17 protein-coding genes and 2 pseudogenes are annotated in these 16812 nt (G+C 62.8%); 14 read left to right on the top strand and 5 right to left on the bottom strand.

Going from position 1 to position 16812, the window contains the following annotated elements; all coding sequences use genetic code 11:
• Positions 1 to 144 (top strand): annotated as a pseudogene (recR, locus tag J2W36_RS25990) (recombination mediator RecR); the annotation flags it as partial.
• A gap of 32 nt (positions 145 to 176) precedes the next feature.
• Positions 177 to 998, top strand: coding sequence for a DUF932 domain-containing protein (locus J2W36_RS25985; RefSeq protein ID WP_307692687.1), 822 nt, complete (start codon positions 177 to 179; stop codon positions 996 to 998).
• 177 nt (positions 999 to 1175) lie between these two features.
• On the opposite strand, the gene J2W36_RS25980 is transcribed toward J2W36_RS25985, so the two are convergent.
• Positions 1176 to 2954, bottom strand: coding sequence for a hypothetical protein (locus J2W36_RS25980; protein ID WP_307692686.1), 1779 nt, complete (start codon positions 2952 to 2954; stop codon positions 1176 to 1178).
• A gap of 367 nt (positions 2955 to 3321) precedes the next feature.
• Here J2W36_RS25980 and J2W36_RS25975 point away from each other — a divergent pair, with 367 nt between their 5' ends.
• From J2W36_RS25975 to J2W36_RS25965, 3 genes are all read left to right on the top strand, one after another.
• Positions 3322 to 3546, top strand: a complete 225-nt coding sequence (locus J2W36_RS25975) for a hypothetical protein (protein WP_307692685.1) — start codon at positions 3322 to 3324, stop codon at positions 3544 to 3546.
• Between the two features lie 147 nt (positions 3547 to 3693).
• On the top strand, positions 3694 to 3918 hold the full coding sequence (locus tag J2W36_RS25970; RefSeq protein WP_307692684.1) for a hypothetical protein: 225 nt from the start codon (positions 3694 to 3696) through the stop codon (positions 3916 to 3918).
• 45 nt (positions 3919 to 3963) lie between these two features.
• Complete coding sequence (locus J2W36_RS25965) at positions 3964 to 4833, top strand: SOS response-associated peptidase (protein WP_307692683.1); 870 nt, start codon at positions 3964 to 3966, stop codon at positions 4831 to 4833.
• 101 nt (positions 4834 to 4934) lie between these two features.
• Here the strand turns inward: J2W36_RS25965 and J2W36_RS25960 are convergent, their stop codons facing one another.
• On the bottom strand, positions 4935 to 5171 hold the full coding sequence (locus tag J2W36_RS25960) for a hypothetical protein (RefSeq protein ID WP_307692682.1): 237 nt from the start codon (positions 5169 to 5171) through the stop codon (positions 4935 to 4937).
• Between the two features lie 20 nt (positions 5172 to 5191).
• Between J2W36_RS25960 and J2W36_RS25955 the strand changes: the two genes are divergently transcribed.
• The 4 genes and pseudogenes from J2W36_RS25955 to J2W36_RS26625 form a co-directional block, all read left to right on the top strand.
• Entirely contained in the window at positions 5192 to 8386 is a 3195-nt protein-coding gene (locus J2W36_RS25955; RefSeq protein WP_307692681.1) for an error-prone DNA polymerase, read from the top strand.
• A gap of 225 nt (positions 8387 to 8611) precedes the next feature.
• Positions 8612 to 9106, top strand: coding sequence for a GNAT family N-acetyltransferase (locus tag J2W36_RS25950; protein WP_307692680.1), 495 nt, complete (start codon positions 8612 to 8614; stop codon positions 9104 to 9106).
• Positions 9107 to 9358: 252 nt separating this feature from the next.
• Positions 9359 to 9802, top strand: a complete 444-nt coding sequence (locus J2W36_RS25945; RefSeq protein WP_307692679.1) for a hypothetical protein — start codon at positions 9359 to 9361, stop codon at positions 9800 to 9802.
• A gap of 62 nt (positions 9803 to 9864) precedes the next feature.
• A pseudogene (locus J2W36_RS26625) lies at positions 9865 to 9963 on the top strand (ABC transporter permease); the annotation flags it as partial.
• A 7-nt stretch (positions 9964 to 9970) separates the two neighbouring features.
• Here the strand turns inward: J2W36_RS26625 and J2W36_RS25940 are convergent.
• Positions 9971 to 10882 carry a LysR family transcriptional regulator gene (locus J2W36_RS25940; protein ID WP_307692678.1) on the bottom strand — a complete coding sequence of 304 codons (912 nt, stop codon included), beginning with the start codon at positions 10880 to 10882 and terminating at the stop codon, positions 9971 to 9973.
• Between the two features lie 99 nt (positions 10883 to 10981).
• Here J2W36_RS25940 and J2W36_RS25935 point away from each other — a divergent pair, with 99 nt between their 5' ends.
• Positions 10982 to 11749 carry an SDR family NAD(P)-dependent oxidoreductase gene (locus J2W36_RS25935; RefSeq protein WP_307692677.1) on the top strand — a complete coding sequence of 256 codons (768 nt, stop codon included), beginning with the start codon at positions 10982 to 10984 and terminating at the stop codon, positions 11747 to 11749.
• Between the two features lie 288 nt (positions 11750 to 12037).
• Here the strand turns inward: J2W36_RS25935 and J2W36_RS25930 are convergent, their stop codons facing one another.
• Both J2W36_RS25930 and J2W36_RS25925 read right to left on the bottom strand, forming a co-directional pair.
• A complete protein-coding gene (locus J2W36_RS25930; protein WP_307692676.1) occupies positions 12038 to 12919 on the bottom strand; it encodes a DUF4238 domain-containing protein in 882 nt (293 codons plus the stop codon).
• Between the two features lie 222 nt (positions 12920 to 13141).
• Positions 13142 to 13549 carry a hypothetical protein gene (locus J2W36_RS25925; protein ID WP_307692675.1) on the bottom strand — a complete coding sequence of 136 codons (408 nt, stop codon included), beginning with the start codon at positions 13547 to 13549 and terminating at the stop codon, positions 13142 to 13144.
• 331 nt (positions 13550 to 13880) lie between these two features.
• Between J2W36_RS25925 and J2W36_RS25920 the strand changes: the two genes are divergently transcribed.
• The 4 genes from J2W36_RS25920 (at position 13881) to J2W36_RS25905 (ending at position 16604) form a co-directional block, all read left to right on the top strand.
• The gene (locus tag J2W36_RS25920) at positions 13881 to 14114 is read left to right on the top strand and encodes a hypothetical protein (RefSeq protein ID WP_307692674.1); all 234 of its coding nucleotides are present in this window, start codon (positions 13881 to 13883) and stop codon (positions 14112 to 14114) included.
• Positions 14115 to 14627: 513 nt separating this feature from the next.
• Positions 14628 to 15347, top strand: coding sequence for a DUF5343 domain-containing protein (locus tag J2W36_RS25915; RefSeq protein WP_307692673.1), 720 nt, complete (start codon positions 14628 to 14630; stop codon positions 15345 to 15347).
• Positions 15331 to 15822 (top strand): TIGR02391 family protein, encoded by a 492-nt coding sequence (locus J2W36_RS25910; RefSeq protein WP_307692672.1) that lies wholly within the window; start codon positions 15331 to 15333, stop codon positions 15820 to 15822. The genes J2W36_RS25915 and J2W36_RS25910 overlap by 17 nt, the downstream gene beginning before the upstream one ends.
• A 5-nt stretch (positions 15823 to 15827) precedes the next feature.
• Entirely contained in the window at positions 15828 to 16604 is a 777-nt protein-coding gene (locus J2W36_RS25905) for a hypothetical protein (protein ID WP_307692671.1), read from the top strand.
• The last annotated feature ends 208 nt before the right edge of the window (positions 16605 to 16812 follow it).

Here is a 16812-nt window from a genome sequence, read left to right as displayed (position 1 = left end):
GAGGCGACCGCCCATGTCATCAGCGAGGCGCTCAAACAGCACGGCCTGAACGTGACGCGCCTGGCGCGCGGTGTGCCCGCGGGCAGCGAACTCGAGTACGTCGACCTCGGCACCATCGCGCACGCACTCGTCGACCGTCGCTAGTTACAAATCCAAGTGATCAACTGACAGCCTGAGTGCGCCCACGCGCGGGCACAGGAAATCCAGATCTGTGCGCCGATCATCCGCTGTCCGACGATCAAATCCGCCGTGTGGCCCCGTCCATCTTTGCCGAAGGTAAGCACGAAAGCCGGTCGGATCGCTACGCCTATATCCCGACCGGCGCCGTGCTGACCGCGTTGCGCACCGAAGGGTTTCAGCTCTTCATGGTTTGTCAGACCCGCGTGCGCGACGAAGGCAAGCGCGAGCACACCAAGCACATGGTGCGGCTGCGCCATGCCACCCAGATCAACGGTGCCGAGGCCAACGAAATCATTTTGCTCAACTCGCACGACGGGACCAGCAGTTACCAGCTGCTCGCGGGCATGCTCCGGTTCGTCTGCAAGAACGGCCTTGTCTGCGGCGATGTCGTGGCCGACGTGCGTGTCCCCCACAAGGGCGACGTCAGCGGGCAGGTGATCGAAGGCGCATACACCGTGCTCGACGGCTTCGACCTGGTGCGCGAGCGCCGCGAGTCCATGCGCGCGATCACGCTGCAGCCGCGAGAGGCCGAGGTCTTCGCGCACGCGGCGCTCGCGCTCAAATACGACGATCCGGTCAAGCCCGCACCCTTCACCGAAACGCAGCTGCTCGCGCCGCGCCGTCTCGACGATGACCGACCCGACCTGTGGACGACGTTCAACCGCGTGCAGGAGAACCTGACGCGCGGCGGCCTCGATGGCCTCAGCGCCTCCGGGCGGCGGCAAAGCACGCGGCCGATCCTTGGCATCGACCAGAACGTGAAGATCAATCGCGCCCTGTGGATGCTCGCGAGGGGCATGCGGCAGTTGAAGGCATAAGCGCACGCAACGGCCGGGGAGGGGAGGTCCCGGCCGTCGCGTTTCTTGGCGGATATTCAATGGATACCAACTGGATATCCGTCAAGTGAGCCGGTCACCTGACCGGCTTTTGTGGAAATCGATGCGCCCCCCGCGCCCGCGCCCCCCCGCCCGGCAGCCAGGGCGAGCCTGACTACGTCAGCGTGCCGTGCGGATGCGGCCGTCGGAACTGGAGTTCGGCGAATAGCCCCTCGTGTTAGGGATTCGCCGGCACTCTTCTGCATCTGGCGGGTAGCAGCGACCCGTCGCTGGATCGAAGCTGACGACCGGCTTCGCCGCAGGTGCCGGGGGCGGAGGCGGAGCCGCAGGCTTGCTCACGGCAACGTCAGCACTGTGCGCCTGTGGCACACACCGACGGCCACCGACCTGCACCGCATTGCAGGCTTTTTCAGCCTCCGCATATTGCCGCTCGCGCTCCCGTTTCTCCGCTTCGATCTGTGCAGGTGTTGTACCGGCTTCTGTGGGACAGCCGTTGGCAATCATGTCCAGCACGACCTTCGTCATGTACATCACGGTTTCCATGCTCGAAGTGATGGATGCATTCGGAGGCACCTTGGCCGACATGACCATCTGTTTCATGGCTTCACATGCCCTCGCAGGAACGCCACTTGGAAGGCGGTTGCCTGCCTGTGCGTTTCCTGATGAATTTCCAGTTGTGTCTCCCCCCATCTGCCGTGCTGCCGTCACCGCCAGCGGATGATCGGGAAAGCGGTTCAGCAGGGCCCGCTGGACTTCGCGGGCGCGGACGCGATCCCCCTGGGCATTTAGCTCATCGGCGCGGGCAAAGAGCTGGCCAGCATTCAGGGTCTGAAGGCTGGCCCGGAATTGCTGCTCGGCTTGCGCGGCCTGTTGCCGCTTCAGTTGCTGCTCGGCCTCAGCATCCAAGCGCGCCTTCTCGGCGGCGGCGCGTGCGACGGCCTGGCGCTCGGCAGGGAGGTTGACCTCCGTGCGCGCGCCTGCTGCGTCATAGATCGCGCCGACAGAAAGTTTCCCGCTCTCATAGGTGCCTTCTTCGGCCAGGCTGCCGTCGGCGCGATACGCCTTGCCTTCGAGCCAGTTGTTTTTGCTGTCGATCCGACCCTTGAATCGGGTGCCGTCGACCTTCGTGCGCTCGCCGGAGAAGGTGCCATTGCTCCAGTCCGTACCGACATCTATTTGCCCGCTTTTGAATACGAACACCCCTTCGCGATCGGCGTCCCCCTGAATGTAATTGCCAATGAAGCGATGCCCCTTCGCATAGAGCACTTCACCAACGCCATTGAACTCGCCAGCCGTGAAGTGACCGCGCTGAATTTCGCCATCGGAGAAAATCCACGTCCCGTCGCCTTCCGGCGAGTCGCCGCTAAGCTGCCCGTAGTAGATCCAGTCATTGCGGGAGTTGCGGCCTGATTTCGTATGGCCATATCCACTGCTCACCTCCCGCACGCGTGCAGCGATGTCCTGAGCCTGCTGCTGGAATTGGGCAAGACCGCCGAGCTTGCGCGCCTGCTCATAGTCCTCGCCACCCAACGCCGCTGTGAACACCGCGTCGGGCGTGACCTCCTTGCGATAGGTGCCAAAGAAGGTTTTCGTGCCCTCGCCGATGGCGGCCTGCAGTCGCTCAAGGTAGCCTTTGGCCCGCGCGCAGCTTTGCTGAGCGTGAAGAATGTAGCTGCAGCCGACATGGGCGGTGCATAACGCCGCCTGCGCGGCCACCGCTTCTTCCTTCAACTCGGCGCAGTTCGCAATCTCAGGGTTGGCTTGCGCCTGAACCTGGGCGACGACGGCGAACGCCCCGGCCAGCACAATGAAGGACGTCTTCCAACCCGGAAGAAGTCCCCGACGCGTGAATCTGGAGGCAGCGGAGCCTCCTCCTGGAACCATGGTGTGCTCCATACTTTCCCCCTCGATGTGGGCGGCAAGTTTAGGGGAGGCCATGGGTAGGCGGCATGACATTTTTATGGGATGCCGTGGACCAAGGCTCTTGTTCGCCCTGGTGCCGCCTTGCGTGCACGAGGCTTTCCCTGCTGCCATCGACGGCCGAAGGAACATTGCCTCACGTCAGCGCTCAGCACGGAGGCTGGGGCAGGTGGCACGCCGGTCGGTGTGACGTTTTCAGCTTCTCTTTTGGGTTCAGGTTCATGCCCTCAGCATGACGGGTGGCCTACCCGCCGGCGTCGGCGTGTCCTGCTCCAGCCCGCTCCATTCGCTGCGCTCCCGTGTAGGGGACACGCCGCCCGGGCCGGGCGGGTTCGATGGTCACCGTCCCTCGGGACATTAACCATTTGAACCAAAGGAGAAGACCATGTTGAAAACTACAACCAAACCTACCCGGGAAGCCACCTTGCCCGCCTTTTACGTGTATCACGTGATCGAGGGCAACGAGGATCGTCCCGACTACTGGCATCGCGTGGGCGCCGTGTTCCCTCATGGGGACCAGGAGAGGGGCAACATCGACCTCCTCAGCCTACCGTTCAACTTCAGGGGACGCCTCGTGATGCGTGTACCGAAACGCGACGACGCCAAATAGGGCGTCGGGTGGCCAGCGGGAAACCGCTGGCCAGCCACATGCGGCACGCCGCCTTCAACATGGTTGAAGTGAAGGCACGCGGCCAGCTACATTCGGCCGGACGGGCATCGGAAACACGATGCCGCCTTCATGCCTAAAGAGGACACCATGCAACCGCTGCGATATCTGTCCGTACCGTTCACCGCCTTGTTTCTGGCAGGCTGCGCAAACGCCCCCCTCTCGACGCGGAGCCTGCCATGGCAGGATGCGTGGGGGGATCGCGGCGTGGGCGTGCGGGATCGCGACCTGATGCAGTGCGCCGAGGCTGTCGAGCAACGCCGATCGGCGTTGGCGGGATGCATGGAACGCAAAGGCTGGTTGCTTGCTCCCTGACCTGCAATAGGCAGGTTGAAGGCTTCAGCAGCTACAGTCTGGGCGATGTGCCACCACTACCAAGCCGAGAAACGCAGGCAGCTGCTGGAGAAGCGCTTCGGCCTGGTGTTGCCCGCCGACTGGGAGCCGCCGCCCGGCGGCCTGCACATCTATCCGACCGACCTCGCCCCGATCCTCCGTCGCCCGATCGAGCGCGCGTCGGGCGATGACGCCGTCCCCGAGTTCGAACTCGTGGAAGCGCGCTTCGGCCTGCTTCCACGATTCGCCGAGGACGTGAGCTACGGCAAGCACACGTACAACGCGCGCAGCGAAACCGTCGCGACGAAGCCGAGCTTCAAGGACGCCTGGGCGCATGCACGGCACTGCATCGTGCCCTGCGCCGCGATCTACGAGCCTGATTGGCGCTCAGGCAAGCACGTTCCCACCCGGTTCACGCCGACGGATGGCGGCATGTTCGGTGTGGCCGGTCTCTGGGGCCCCTGGAAAACGCCCACCGGCGAGTGGATCAACACCTTCACGATGCTCACAGTGAATGCGGACGATCACGCGGTGTTCAAACACATGCACCGTCCCGACCCGGCCCGCCCACCCGAGCTGCAGGACAAGCGGATGGTCGTGGTGATCCCGGATGGCCTCTATGAGGCCTGGCTCGATGCCCCCGCAGCCAACGCCGCTGCGTTCATGCGGCAGTATCCGGCCGACAGGTTCGTCGCGACGCCCGAGCCGGTCGCGCCCAAACCGAAGACCATCAAGCCGCCCCGGCGGCCGAAACCCGAACCGCCACAGCAGATCTCGTTGCTTTCAAACGGCAGGTCGTCGAACTCATCTGGCGGCGGCTCGTTCTTCTTCACTGGCGTGGGCGCGTCGGTGTCACAGGTCCGTTTTGCCACCATCACCGGATTTTGTTCGCGGTAGGCGTCGACGATGTCCCCTGCATGGGCTTCGGGTGCGTCGAGCAGCTGGCCACCATGCGTGACGGGATGTTCAGGTGTCCTCATGTGTCCTTTCCGAAAAACTCAGAACGGCGCGCGCGAGCGCACCACCTCGACCGGGCCGCTGCCCAGGTACACGAACTCGTCCGTGCCACTGATCGTCACTCGCCAAAGTTTCCCGACCTCCTGGACGTTGTAGTCCTCCGGCGGAAGTGGCAAAACGACCTCGTCGTGGGCGAGATCGCTGTACCAGGTGGGGATGCGCAGCAGCGTTGGGTGGGGCAGCGCGAGGGTTGTAACGGTGCTTGCGGTCGGGTTCATGCGGCAATGATACTGTATGCATGTACAGCAATCAAGCCGACCCGCCGCCGTTCGCCGAACTGCACTGTCGGTCCAATTTCACCTTCCTGACGGGCGCCTCGCAGCCCGAGGAGCTTGTGAGCCGCGCCGCGGCCAAGCTCTATACCGCACTCGCGCTGACCGACGAGTGCTCAGTTTCCGGGGTCGTGCGGGCCCACCTCGAGGCCCGTGAATGCGGCCTGCATTTCATTGTCGGCAGCGAGATCCTCTACGAGTTCGCCGGCGGCAAACCCTTCGCCCGCCTGGTCCTGCTTGCGCAGGACCGCAACGGCTACGGCAATCTCTGCGAGCTCATCACGCTCGCACGTCGGCGTGCCGAGAAGGGTCGCTACACGGCCCTTATTGCGGATCTGGAGGGCAAGACCAGCAAGGGCCAGCACCTGGCCGGTGCGCCGGGCTGTCTGGCGCTGCTGCTGCCGGAACATGGTGCGACGATCGAGGAGATCTTCGCGCAGGCCATGTGGCTGCGCACCTGGTTCCCGGGCCGGGCGTGGATCGCCGCCGAACGACCGCTGGGGATGGACGACGATCAATGCCTGTGGAATCTCGAACAGGCGGCCGAGCGCGCCGGCTTGCCCGTCGTGGCCACCGTCAGCCCCCTGATGCACACCCGCGCGCGCAAGCGTCTGCAGGACGTGCTGACGGCCATCCGTATTCGCAAGCCCCTCACTCGCTGCGGTTTGGCGCTGAACGCCAATGCCGAGCAGTACCTGCGCGGCCGCGCGGTCCTGGCCGAGCAGTTCCCGCAGGCCTGGCTGCGCGAAACCATCGAGGTCGCGCGGCGCTGCACGTTCTCGCTCGAGGAGCTGCGCTACGAGTATCCCAAGGAGATCGTGCCAGCGGGCGAAACGGCCGCCTCCCACCTCCGGAAGCTGTCCTATGCCGGGGCCGCTATGCGCTTTCCTGCCGGCGTGCCGGACAAGGTGCGTGCGCAGATCGAGCACGAGCTCGACATCATCGGCCAGCTGGCCTACGAGCCGTATTTCCTGACCGTGGCCGACATCGTCCACTGGGCGCGCGATCGCGGCATCCTCTGTCAGGGCCGCGGCAGCGCGGCCAACTCGGCCGTCTGCTACTGCCTCGGTGTCACCGAGGTCGATCCAGCCCGCATGAACCTGCTCTTCGAGCGCTTCATCAGCGTCGAGCGGCGTGAGCCGCCCGACATCGACATCGACTTCGAGCACCAACGGCGCGAAGAGGTGATGCAGTACATCTACGGCAAGTACAGCCGCGACCGGGCCGCGCTCACCGGGGTGGTGACCTCGTATCGCACGAAATCCTCGCTGCGCGACGTGGGCAAGGCGCTGGGCTTTCCCATCGAGCAGGTGGAGCGCCTGGCCAAGACGGCCTACGGCACCGAAGGCGAGTGGATCAGCGACGCCTGTCTCATCGAGAACGGCTTGGAGTTGGACAGCAAGGGCGTGCGCACGTGGCTGGAGTTGGCCAAGTCATTGCGCGGTTTCCCACGCCATCTGAGCCAGCACACCGGCGGCTTCGTGATCGCGCGCGACAAGCTGAGCAGGCTCGTCCCCGTTGAAAACGCCGCCATGGAAAACCGCAGCGTCGTGCAATGGGACAAGGACGACCTCGATGCCCTCGGGCTCATCAAGGTCGACGTGCTCGCCCTCGGCATGCTGACGGCGATCCATCGCACGCTGGACCTGATCGCTGCCAAGCGCGGGCGGCCGATGCGCATGCAGGACGTGCCGCCCGAATGCCCCGTGACCTACGCCATGATCCAGCGCGCCGACACCGTCGGCGTCTTCCAGATCGAAAGCCGGGCGCAGATGACCATGCTGCCACGCCTGAAGCCCGAGCGGTTCTACGACCTGGTGGTGCAGGTCGCGATCGTGCGGCCTGGCCCCATCCAGGGCGGCATGGTGCATCCCTACCTGCGCCGGCGTGCGGGTGAGGAGCCGGTTGACTACCCGAGCGAGGACATCAAGACCGCGACGGAGCGCACCCTGGGCGTGCCGCTGTTCCAGGAACAGGTGATGCAGATCGCGATGCTCGCGGCCGATTTCACCGCCGGCGAAGCCGACCAGCTGCGCCGCGCCATGGGCGCCTGGCGCAAGCGCGGCGGGCTCGAGGTGCATCAGGAGCGCCTGATCCGGCGCATGCGCGAGAAAGGCTACAGCGCCGATTTCGCCGAGCGGATCGCCAAGCAGGTGGAGGGCTTCGGCAGCTACGGTTTCCCGGAAAGTCACGCCGCGAGCTTCGGGTTGCTGGTGTATGTGAGCTGCTGGCTCAAGCGGCACCACCCGGACGCCTTGCTCGCCGGGCTGCTCAACAGCCAGCCGATGGGTTTCTATGCACCCGCGCAGCTGGTGCGCGATGCGCGCGAGCATGGTGTGGTGGTGCGGCCGGTCGACGTCACGGTGAGCGTGTGGGAAACGACGCTGGAAGAGGCTGTGCAAAGCCTGCAGGCGTCCGATCGATGGGATACGACCTTCGGCGAACTGCTGCGCGCTGTGCGGCTGGGTTTCTCACGCATCAGCGGCATGCGCGAGGCCGCGGCGGCGCGCATCGTCGCCGCGCGCGCGATCGCGCCGTTTGCGACGGTCGAAGACATGGCCATGCGGGCCGAGCTCGATGCGCATGACCTGAAATGCCTGTCAGGCGCCGATGCGTTGCGCACCCTGGCCGGGCACCGTCCCTTGGCCGTGTGGGACGCCGTCGGCATCGATACCCGGCCGACGAAGATGCTGCGTGACGCACGCACCGTGGAAGATGCCTTCGAGTTCGCGGTGCAGGAGGAAGGGGCCGAGATCGCCGACGACTATGCGGCGCTCGGCTTGACCTTGCGCCGCCACCCGCTCGCACTGCTGCGCGCGCAGCTGGCCAAGTGGCGCATCCGCACCGCCGACGACCTGCGCCGCAACGGCCGCAATGGTCAGACGGTGCGGGCCAGCGGCATCGTCACGCACCGGCAGCAGCCCAGCACGGCGAGCGGGGTGATCTTCGCCACGCTGGAGGATGAGACGGGCACTGTGAACATCATCGTCTGGCCCTCGGTGGCCGAGGCCCAGCGAGCCGCCCTGCGCGGGTCGAAGATGTTGTCGGTCAAGGGGACCTGGCAGTCAGAGAAGGGCGTGTGCTCGCTCGTCGCCCTGCAGCTGGTCGACCACACGTCGCTGTTGAGCGGGCTGCGGGTGGCGAGTCGGGATTTTCGATAACAATAAGGAAATTGACTCGATAAGCCCAATTGCTCTCGATCGCCGCCTGTGAAGGTGAGCGCCAAGTCTCTGGCGAATTGCAGCTTATCCTGGACGAGAGCATGGCGCTTCACCGGTCTGGCGAAAGAGTCGCGGCGGCACATCGGCTGCAGGATTTCTCAACCGCAATCTTCAACGAATGACTGGCGCGAGAGGCTACCGTCGGCCATTACCGGACCTTCGTAGATGAACCCGACCGTTTCTTCCGAATCCATGCGCATACGCAATGCGACGCTCGACGACGCTCCGGCGGTCAGCGCGCTGATTCTTTCGTTGGCGCACCATTTCCTCTTGCGAGACGACGGTTCAGGTGCAGAAGGTTTTTTGCTTTCGCTTGAGCCCGAGGGCATTGCACGAAACATCGGTGCCCCAGAGCTCGATTACTACGTTGGCACGGCCGCCGGCCAGTTGATGGGCGTGGTTGCCGTTCGCGACCGAACCCATCTATTCCACCTCTTTGTTGGCCAACCGTTCCAACGAGGGGGCGTTGCAAGGGCGCTTTGGTCTCACGTCAAGAAGGGGTATGGATGGCCTTCTGCCTCAGTGGCGACCACGGTCAACTCAACTCCCTCTGCAGTGTCTTTTATGAGCGCATGGGGTTTCACACGGTCGGGTGCACGCGTTGAGACGAAGGGCATCGCGTACGTCCCGATGCGGCTCGCTCAGAATGAGCCGTTCTAGCTGACGGGCAGCAGGGACAATCGTCGCCAAGACGACCGCTTTGAGCCCGACGTGGCCTCAGCTACGATGACGGGACTCGGCCAGAACGGAAGTTCGTCACGACCTTCCACTTTTGCTGACCAGTGCCGGCATTGGCGTCCGACCGTGGGCTACATTCGCACGACAAACCATGAGCCAGTTGCACCGCTATCAGTACAACGAATTCATGCTCGACTTGCCGGACCTGACCGGCCATTCGTACTTGGAACTCAGATGAAAGAGCTGCGTCTCGCGTGGGAGCCCGAAAACCGGACCCCTCTGGCCGCCATCGAAGACCGACTGCGCTCATACAGGGCGAACGGCATCATCATGCTCGGAAACGGAACGCTGCTTGACCTGACCCCCGGCGAAGATGACGAAGTGGATGCTCGTCGGGCCTTGAACGAGGCGCGCTTTCTCACCGACTTTCGAACCGTCGAGCTGAAGGAAGGCGGCTACATGGTTGCTTTCCACAGAGCTGTTTCAGTCTTCGTAGGCGCAGACGGGTTCGCAGCGCAGCGCGGCGAGGTGACAGCAAGGCTAGCCGACCTGTGTTTTCCGGGAGAGCACTTCTTTGAGCCCAAAGATGCTGGTGCAGACAGCTGGCTTGTCGGCCTCTACGCCAGAGGGAAACTTCAGCGGGATTGCTATCACTTCCACTTCTTCAAGAGAATTTAGCAGCTCGCACCTACCGCGGCACGCGGCCAATTGCGGGTACTGTCGAACGGCTGCTGTAGGGCTTCTTTCCCATCACCATCAACATCGCCACCGGGCTGGCCACGCTGAAGCCCGAGCTGGAAGACGTGCTGATGAAGGTGGCGTGCGGGCACAGAGCTTGGCAACAGCCTAGCTGCCCACCTGCGCCTCCGCAATCACCCCCGCCAGCCAATCCATCACCACCCGCACCCGCTGCGACAGGTTGCGGCGGTTGGCGTAGAGCAGGTTCAGCGGCATCGGCGGCGCCGGGAATTGCGGCAGCACCTGCACCAGTGCCCCGCTGCGCAGATGTGCCGATTCGCCGACCTGTGGCACCTGGATGATGCCCAGGCCGGCCAGGCAGGCGGCCGCATAGGCCTCCGCGTTGTTGACCGTCACGGCACCGGCCATCGCGATGCTGCGCGCCGTTCCGGCGTCGTCCGTGTATTCGAACCCGGCCGACTTGCCGCCCAGCGTGCCGACGAAGTGGATCAGGCGATGGCCGGCCAGGTCGGCCAAGGTCTGCGGCATGCCGAAGGCCTGGATGTAGGCCGGGCTGGCGCAGTTCAACTGGCGCAGCGCGCTGAGCGGCCGGGCGATGAGACTGGTGTCCACCACGCTGCCGGTCCGAAGCACGCAATCAAATCCTTCGCGCACCAGATCTACTCGGCGCTCAGTGCTGCTCAACTCCACCTCCAGCAGCGGGTGCACGGCCAGCAATTCGGGCAGGCGGGGGATGACGATATCGCGCGCCAGCGCTGTACTCATGTCGATGCGGATGCGGCCACTTAGGCCGGCGGCCGCTTGCTGCTGGAACATCGCCTGCAGCTCGTCCATGTCGGCCAGCACATCCTTGCTGCGCTCGTAGAACGCCTGGCCGTCCTGCGTCAGCTGCACACGCCGCGTCGTGCGGTGCAGCAGGCGGGTGCCGAGCTGGGTTTCGAGCTGCTGTACGGCGTTCGAGGCGCTGGCCTTGGGCAGGTTCAGGCTCAAGGCCGCTTGGCTGAAACTGGCCAGTTCGGCAACGCGGTGGAAAATTTGCAGGCGCTCGAGCGGGTTCATTGGTCTGATTTTTAATAACAGTTAAATCCAATTTAGCGGATTTATGTTTATCAAGTCAATTAATAGACTTCGATCCCACCAACCCTGGAGTACTTTCTCATGACTGCAAGCAACACCCGCATCGCCCTTATCACCGGCGGCAGCCGCGGCCTCGGCAAGAACACCGCCCTGCACTTGGCCGCCAAGGGCAGCGACATCATCCTGACCTACCGCAGCGCCAAGGCGGAGGCGGAAGCCACCGTCGCCGCCGTTCAGGCGCAGGGCCGCCGCGCGGTGGCCCTGGAGCTGGACACCAGCATCAGCGCCAGCTTCCCGGCGTTCGCCACCAGCGTTCAGCAGGCCTTGGCCGAAACCTTCCAGCGCGACCGTTTCGATCATCTGGTTAACAACGCCGGCGAAGGTCGGCACGCCAGCATCATGGAGACAACCGAAGCGCAGTTCGACGACCTGGTGAACATGCACCTGAAGGGCGTGTTCTTCCTGACTCAGAAGTTGGCGCCTTTGATGAACGACGGCGGCCGCATCGTCAACATCTCCAGCGGCCTGACCCGCTTCGCCCTACCCGGCTACGGCGCCTATGCCGCGATGAAGGGGGCGGTGGAGGTGCTGAGCCGCTACATGGCCAAGGAGCTGGGCGCACGAGGCATCGCGGTAAATACACTGGCCCCCGGCGCCATCGAGACCGACTTTGGCGGCGGCGCGGTAAGGGACAACGCGCAGCTGAACGCCTTTGTCGCCGCACAAACCGCGCTCGGCCGGGTCGGCCTGCCCGACGATATCGGCGGCGCGATTGCGGCGCTGCTGGCGCCGGGCAGCGCCTGGATCAATGCACAGCGGATAGAGGCGTCGGGCGGGATGTTTGTCTGACCTGACCGTCATTCCAGGGAAGGCTGGAATCCAGTCGTGCCAAACGACCCGCTGAGGTTCGCCTGAGATACCAGCCTGCGCTGGCCTGACGACGGCAAGGCCAGTCGGACTTCTGTGGCACAGCAGCCAACTTCGAGGGCCCTGGGCGCATATGTCATCGGCCGCTCCGGGGCGACGAGTTCACGGCAGCGAATGTCGCTGATGGGCCAAAAGAGAAGTAGGTCGTGCTTGGAAACGGCCGTTCGACGAGCATTATTTCACGCAGCGGGCGGAGGAGCCGCACCGCTGTCAAAGTCCCTCAGCCTTGCGTGCTGGATCTGCAGCATTGCGCCTTTGTGTTTCTTCCTGAATCGCCCTGGTGATCCATGCCTCAGCATCGCGGGCAAAGATGAACCGGCTCGCCTGGACGATCGTGTTCGCGTTGAAGCTTCGAACCGTTGGGGCAGGCAGCGTCGACCTCAACGCGGCAGCTCGCTGATAGGAAACCGAGAGGAGGCGGTCGGAGGAAATCGGCATGAGCCACATCGCCTCCTTTTCCTTCAACCCCACGCTGCGATCCAAGATCACAGGTACATCGCCGATCAGAAATTGCTTGCCTGCAGGCGCGGCATGCACGAACCAAGTCATCGCCGAGAGCGCGCGGATGGTCCGCTCAAAATTCTCGGGGAGCAACGTTTTCGTCCACAGCCATTGGAACGGCTCAGCGAGGATTTTTTTAAAGGCCGCATCCAGCTTCTTTTCGATCTCTTTTGCTTCCTCTACACGGTCGGGAAACTGGCGAAGCTGGTCAAGTTGCTCGGCATAGCTCTGCCGCAACGAGGCGGCCACCCCGGGCAGCGAAGCCGCGGATCGAGCTCGCCCGTCTGGCACTCTGCGAATCGCCGTCAAGACGTAGCGTGCGAGAACCGAATAGTCCGCCGTGGGCACGGGCCCTACCTGCCGTCGCAACCTCTCGATGACGGGATTGGTTGGTTGCTCGATTTCGCTCTGGAGAACGGGCTCCATGTCGCCGTACATTCCGGTCTCGTTCGCAACGGTGGCGACCGTAAGGTTCTTACCCGCGCCAGCCGAAGGGACCTCGTATCTGAAGATAGCTGCAGAGCGCCTCGATTGAGTCGCAGGCTTGGCGAAGCCGTTGAGCAAATGGCGCGGTAGGTAGTGGTCGCCCATGATTCACGTCGCCAGCGTCCGATACCGAAACCTCATGCTCCGGACTCGTACGAAATCTCGGCAATGTTAAGGTCAGCTTTGATGGTCAGGTTGTGGCGCCAATGGGTAAATTGGCAAGGGGTCGGCAATGTCCGATGCTGGCCGAGTCCCGCCATCGTAGCTGAGGCCATGCAAGACCACTGCGGTCTTTCGCTCCGCTTCGAAGTGGCCATTTGGAGGCCGTCAACCCCGGTCTTTGGCTTTCCGATTGGCGCGGGGCATCGCAGCCTTCGGAGTACCGGCAGATTGAGCGGCCTCAATAGCAGCTTCGAACGCCATCGCAACCTCCTCCGCAGCATCCAGCAGGGGTTGTTGGTGTGCAGCAACCCGCGCCTGTATGAGCGAACCTTCGAGCACCACCTCGCCGCGCGACAGCGTGACTGGAGCACCTCGCTCGGCGCGCCGCCCGCGCGCTACGGCCGCCGGCCTGGCCGGCTCACGAGCGGCATCCAGTTCAGCGTCGTCGGCGAAAACCTTCTTCGTCGACGCGTGCCAGCGCTCGCCCTTGTACGACGCCTCGAAGTCGACCAGGTTGCCGTCCATCACCAACTCGCCGCGGTCCTTCCAGATCGTTACGGACTTGCGCGACACGCTGCATCGCCGATGCATGCTCAGCCTGCGTGATCAGTTCCTTCGTCGTCATCGTGTTACCTCGTGCTGGTGCCGCGCACTGCTGGCGACAGCGTTACCTTGCTACCTGTTCCTTTTTTTGAACTTGGCGCCGGGCGAGAAACGCGAGCGCGCAACTCCCTCGATGCAGAAGGTCGGTAGAAGGACCCGGATCGGCTAGGGATACCCCTCTCCCTTCCTCACCTGTCCATGGGAGGGCGGCGTCGCCGCTCACCAGTAGATTCAAGACGCCACCCTGACGGAACAAACCCCGAATGTCTCGTGGTGCCGCGCGGCGGCGGAGGAGACACGCATGGCATTGAAGAAACACGATCAGTTCATTAAGCAAAGCAATGACGTGGCGTTCGATCAGTCGCACACGCCAGGCGAGCGCGCGCCCCATCCCGGCATCTACCGATGCACCAATTGCGGAGACGAGATCGCCATCGCAGGTGGTCACGTGTTGCCCCCTCAGAACCACAAGCAACACACGAGCACTGCACCAATCCGCTGGCAACTGATCGTCTACGCGGTCAGCCAGCCCTGATGCGACCGAGCCGTCCCAGCTGGGCCTGGATGCGAGAGGCGGCCTGTACGTCGCATCCTTGCAGTTCATCGGCCTGCCTTTGCTGTCCGCTGGCGTGCTGCTCGCAGGTCGAGGCGTACTTGGGGGAGCGGAGAGTTTCATCATTACCGGCGCCTTGGGGTGGGGCCTTGGAATCAGCAGCGCCAAGTACACCGGAAGGGTGATTGCGTGGGTCGGCACGGCCAAAGGCGCGGCCGACGAGCCAGCCTTGGCCCCATTCTTGTGGGACAGCAAAATCCGCCCGACTCCCACGGACCCGACGTCTATGGTATTCAGGATGCGTCAGGTTGCGGATTGGACATCGGGGAGCGGACTCGCACACAGCGCCATGCCGCGCACCGCTGACGCCGGCCCCGCTGGTAGTCCTCCTCAAACTTGATGAGGCGCAGCCACCGCAGCACAGCCGCAGCCCGACAAGTTGTTACAGAATACGCAATCACTGCGACAATGGGGACACAACGATTGGAGAGCGGTTTGGCAGACAAGCATCCCTACATGTCCGGGTCCGGCGGTGTAACGCAACTCGTTGCTCAACTTCGCAAGGCATTTCCCGGGACGGTGACGGCGGAGACTCTTAAAAAACTGGGCATCGCGCCGCAGAACGAAACTTACGTTCTGAACATCATGAAGTTCATTGGAGTGCTGGATTCCGAGAACAAGAAGACAGCTGCGGCAGGGCCGGTATTCAACAAGCACGACAACGCCGAATTCCAGCAAGAGTTCGCAAAGCTGGTCGCTGGCCCGTACCATGAGTTGTTCGACCTTCATGGCGAGGATGCGTGGACGCTGCCATTGGACAAGTTGATCTCTTTTTTCCGCAATCACGATGGCACCAGCGATGTAGTCGGGAAGCGTCAAGCTTCAACGTTCCAGTCGTTGGCGCGAATCGGTGGAAAGCTATCCGATGACGTAGCCGCAGCGGCGAAGTCCGCGCCAACTGGCGCTGGTGCAAAGATCGTCAGGAAGTTGGCCCCGACCAAGAAGGCGGCGCTGCCAGCCCAAGCTCAGTCTCCAGCTCATGTGCCTGTGCTCGTGCAACCGCCGATTCAGGCGAACGCAGTCGCGGCAGGTGCCGGAGGCGTTGGACTGACGGTTCGCATTGAGATCAACCTCCCTCCTGGCGGTGATCAGGCAACATACGATGCCATTTTTAAGAGCATTCGCGAGAACCTGCTGAATGGCAACGGCGCTTGATCTGTTTGAGCAGATCGTACGGCGCACTCCAGCGCGGGAGCCGATAGAAGAAGCCGCGCCGACTTCAAACGGTCTGCCCGTTCACCCGTTTGAGCTGCGCAATGTACACGTCGGATTTCCGCCGAAGGTTCGGAAGCTGTTCGACGACGGGCATGGCGCGGAAGCGACGTTCCATGCCTTCAAATACGTCGAAAAGGTAGTTCAGAAGCACGCTGGTAGCACGCTCAATGGTGAAAAGCTCATGATGGCTGTCTTCAACGAGGCCGGACCCGCTGTGAAGCTGAATGGCCTCGCAAACGCAAGTGAGCAAGACGAGCAACGGGGCTACCGGTTCATCTTCTCTGGCGCAATCGTCGCCATACGCAACCCGGGCGGGCACGAAATTACGTTGAGTGACGATCCTGATGTATGCCTCGACCACCTTGCATTTGCGTCTCTGCTTCTTCGGCGCCTTGAGCGGTCTGGCTACAAGTGACGCCCATGAACAAAGTCATGTACGCAATTTCATGGCTCGTCGCGGCGTATTTCGGCGTCGGCTTTGTTGCGAAGGCTGGTTTCCCCCCTAAACCTGATCTTCTGATCGCCGATGCGTTCTTCGTAGCGCTCTTTCTATTCTTCCTGTTCTTGCCTTTCTTCAACAAGATCAAGATTGGATCTTGGCTGGAGCTTGAGCGCGAGGTCAAGGAGGCGAAGAAGGAAACGGCCGCGGCAAAGGAGGAGTTGCGAGAGTTCAAGTCTGAGGTGCGCAACTCATTGTCCGTCGTGTCGACCACGTTGAACAACCAACGTCAGCAAACGCACGTCGTGGTTAACAACTCGGCTCCTGAGGCGGCCACGCTACGGGAACAACAGCAAAAGATTGAGGAAACATTTCGAACCCCTCATTGGGAAGCTAGAGCGGAGAAATACGCCGTAGAGACCAAGGCTCAAGAAGACGAAGACGTGGCGTACGTTTTGGCGAAAGTTCGAATAGACATTGAACGCCTGCTACGCACGATTCTGGGGCGACAAGTACATACCCTTTCCTCTGGAGCTAACGTCATTCGCATGGCGGGTCTGCGACAACTCTTCGACGAGTTGATCAAATCTGACCCCCAGTACGAATCACTGTACCAGTCGTTCAACTACGTCAATCGCGTTTGCAACGCAGCGATTCACGGGCAGATTGTGAGTAAAGAGCAGGCGGCGGAGGCTTTGAAACTCGGCGCGCTCATCATCGATGTTCTGAAACAGCATCCTGACGCTAGCGCGGTGTAGCAGGATTTACTTGCGATCATATTCGTTGTTCGCCGGTAATGGAGCAGGAGAAATAGGCTCCAAGCCGCCCGGTGCAGCTTGAGATTCGACCCCTTGTCGAAAGAGGTCTAGTCTCGCCGCGCTGAGGCATCGCCGCCTCATTTCGCGAAACTTGCGTCCGCGCGCAAAGATGCCGCCCAGGCAAAGATCTTGAGGCCGCAACAGGGCG

Source organism: Variovorax ginsengisoli (assembly GCF_030811835.1).
GTDB lineage: Bacteria > Pseudomonadota > Gammaproteobacteria > Burkholderiales > Burkholderiaceae_C > Variovorax > Variovorax ginsengisoli_C.
Note: the sequence above shows the minus strand (reverse complement) of the source record. Positions and strands in the feature narration are given on the sequence as shown.

Excerpts from the sequence above, each read along its gene's own strand:
- J2W36_RS25955 (WP_307692681.1), top strand. The coding sequence starts at position 5,192 with ATGTACAGCAATCAAGCCGACCCGCCGCCGTTCGCCGAACTGCACTGT.
- J2W36_RS25960 (WP_307692682.1), bottom strand. The coding sequence starts at position 5,171 with ATGAACCCGACCGCAAGCACCGTTACAACCCTCGCGCTGCCCCACCCA.
- J2W36_RS25940 (WP_307692678.1), bottom strand. The coding sequence starts at position 10,882 with ATGAACCCGCTCGAGCGCCTGCAAATTTTCCACCGCGTTGCCGAACTG.
- J2W36_RS25965 (WP_307692683.1), top strand. The coding sequence starts at position 3,964 with ATGTGCCACCACTACCAAGCCGAGAAACGCAGGCAGCTGCTGGAGAAG.
- J2W36_RS25950 (WP_307692680.1), top strand. The coding sequence starts at position 8,612 with ATGAACCCGACCGTTTCTTCCGAATCCATGCGCATACGCAATGCGACG.
- J2W36_RS25920 (WP_307692674.1), top strand. The coding sequence starts at position 13,881 with ATGGCATTGAAGAAACACGATCAGTTCATTAAGCAAAGCAATGACGTG.
- J2W36_RS25905 (WP_307692671.1), top strand. The coding sequence starts at position 15,828 with ATGAACAAAGTCATGTACGCAATTTCATGGCTCGTCGCGGCGTATTTC.
- J2W36_RS25910 (WP_307692672.1), top strand. The coding sequence starts at position 15,331 with ATGGCAACGGCGCTTGATCTGTTTGAGCAGATCGTACGGCGCACTCCA.
- J2W36_RS25945 (WP_307692679.1), top strand. The coding sequence starts at position 9,359 with ATGAAAGAGCTGCGTCTCGCGTGGGAGCCCGAAAACCGGACCCCTCTG.
- J2W36_RS25970 (WP_307692684.1), top strand. The coding sequence starts at position 3,694 with ATGCAACCGCTGCGATATCTGTCCGTACCGTTCACCGCCTTGTTTCTG.
- J2W36_RS25930 (WP_307692676.1), bottom strand. The coding sequence starts at position 12,919 with ATGGGCGACCACTACCTACCGCGCCATTTGCTCAACGGCTTCGCCAAG.
- J2W36_RS25935 (WP_307692677.1), top strand. The coding sequence starts at position 10,982 with ATGACTGCAAGCAACACCCGCATCGCCCTTATCACCGGCGGCAGCCGC.
- J2W36_RS25975 (WP_307692685.1), top strand. The coding sequence starts at position 3,322 with ATGTTGAAAACTACAACCAAACCTACCCGGGAAGCCACCTTGCCCGCC.
- J2W36_RS25980 (WP_307692686.1), bottom strand. The coding sequence starts at position 2,954 with ATGGCCTCCCCTAAACTTGCCGCCCACATCGAGGGGGAAAGTATGGAG.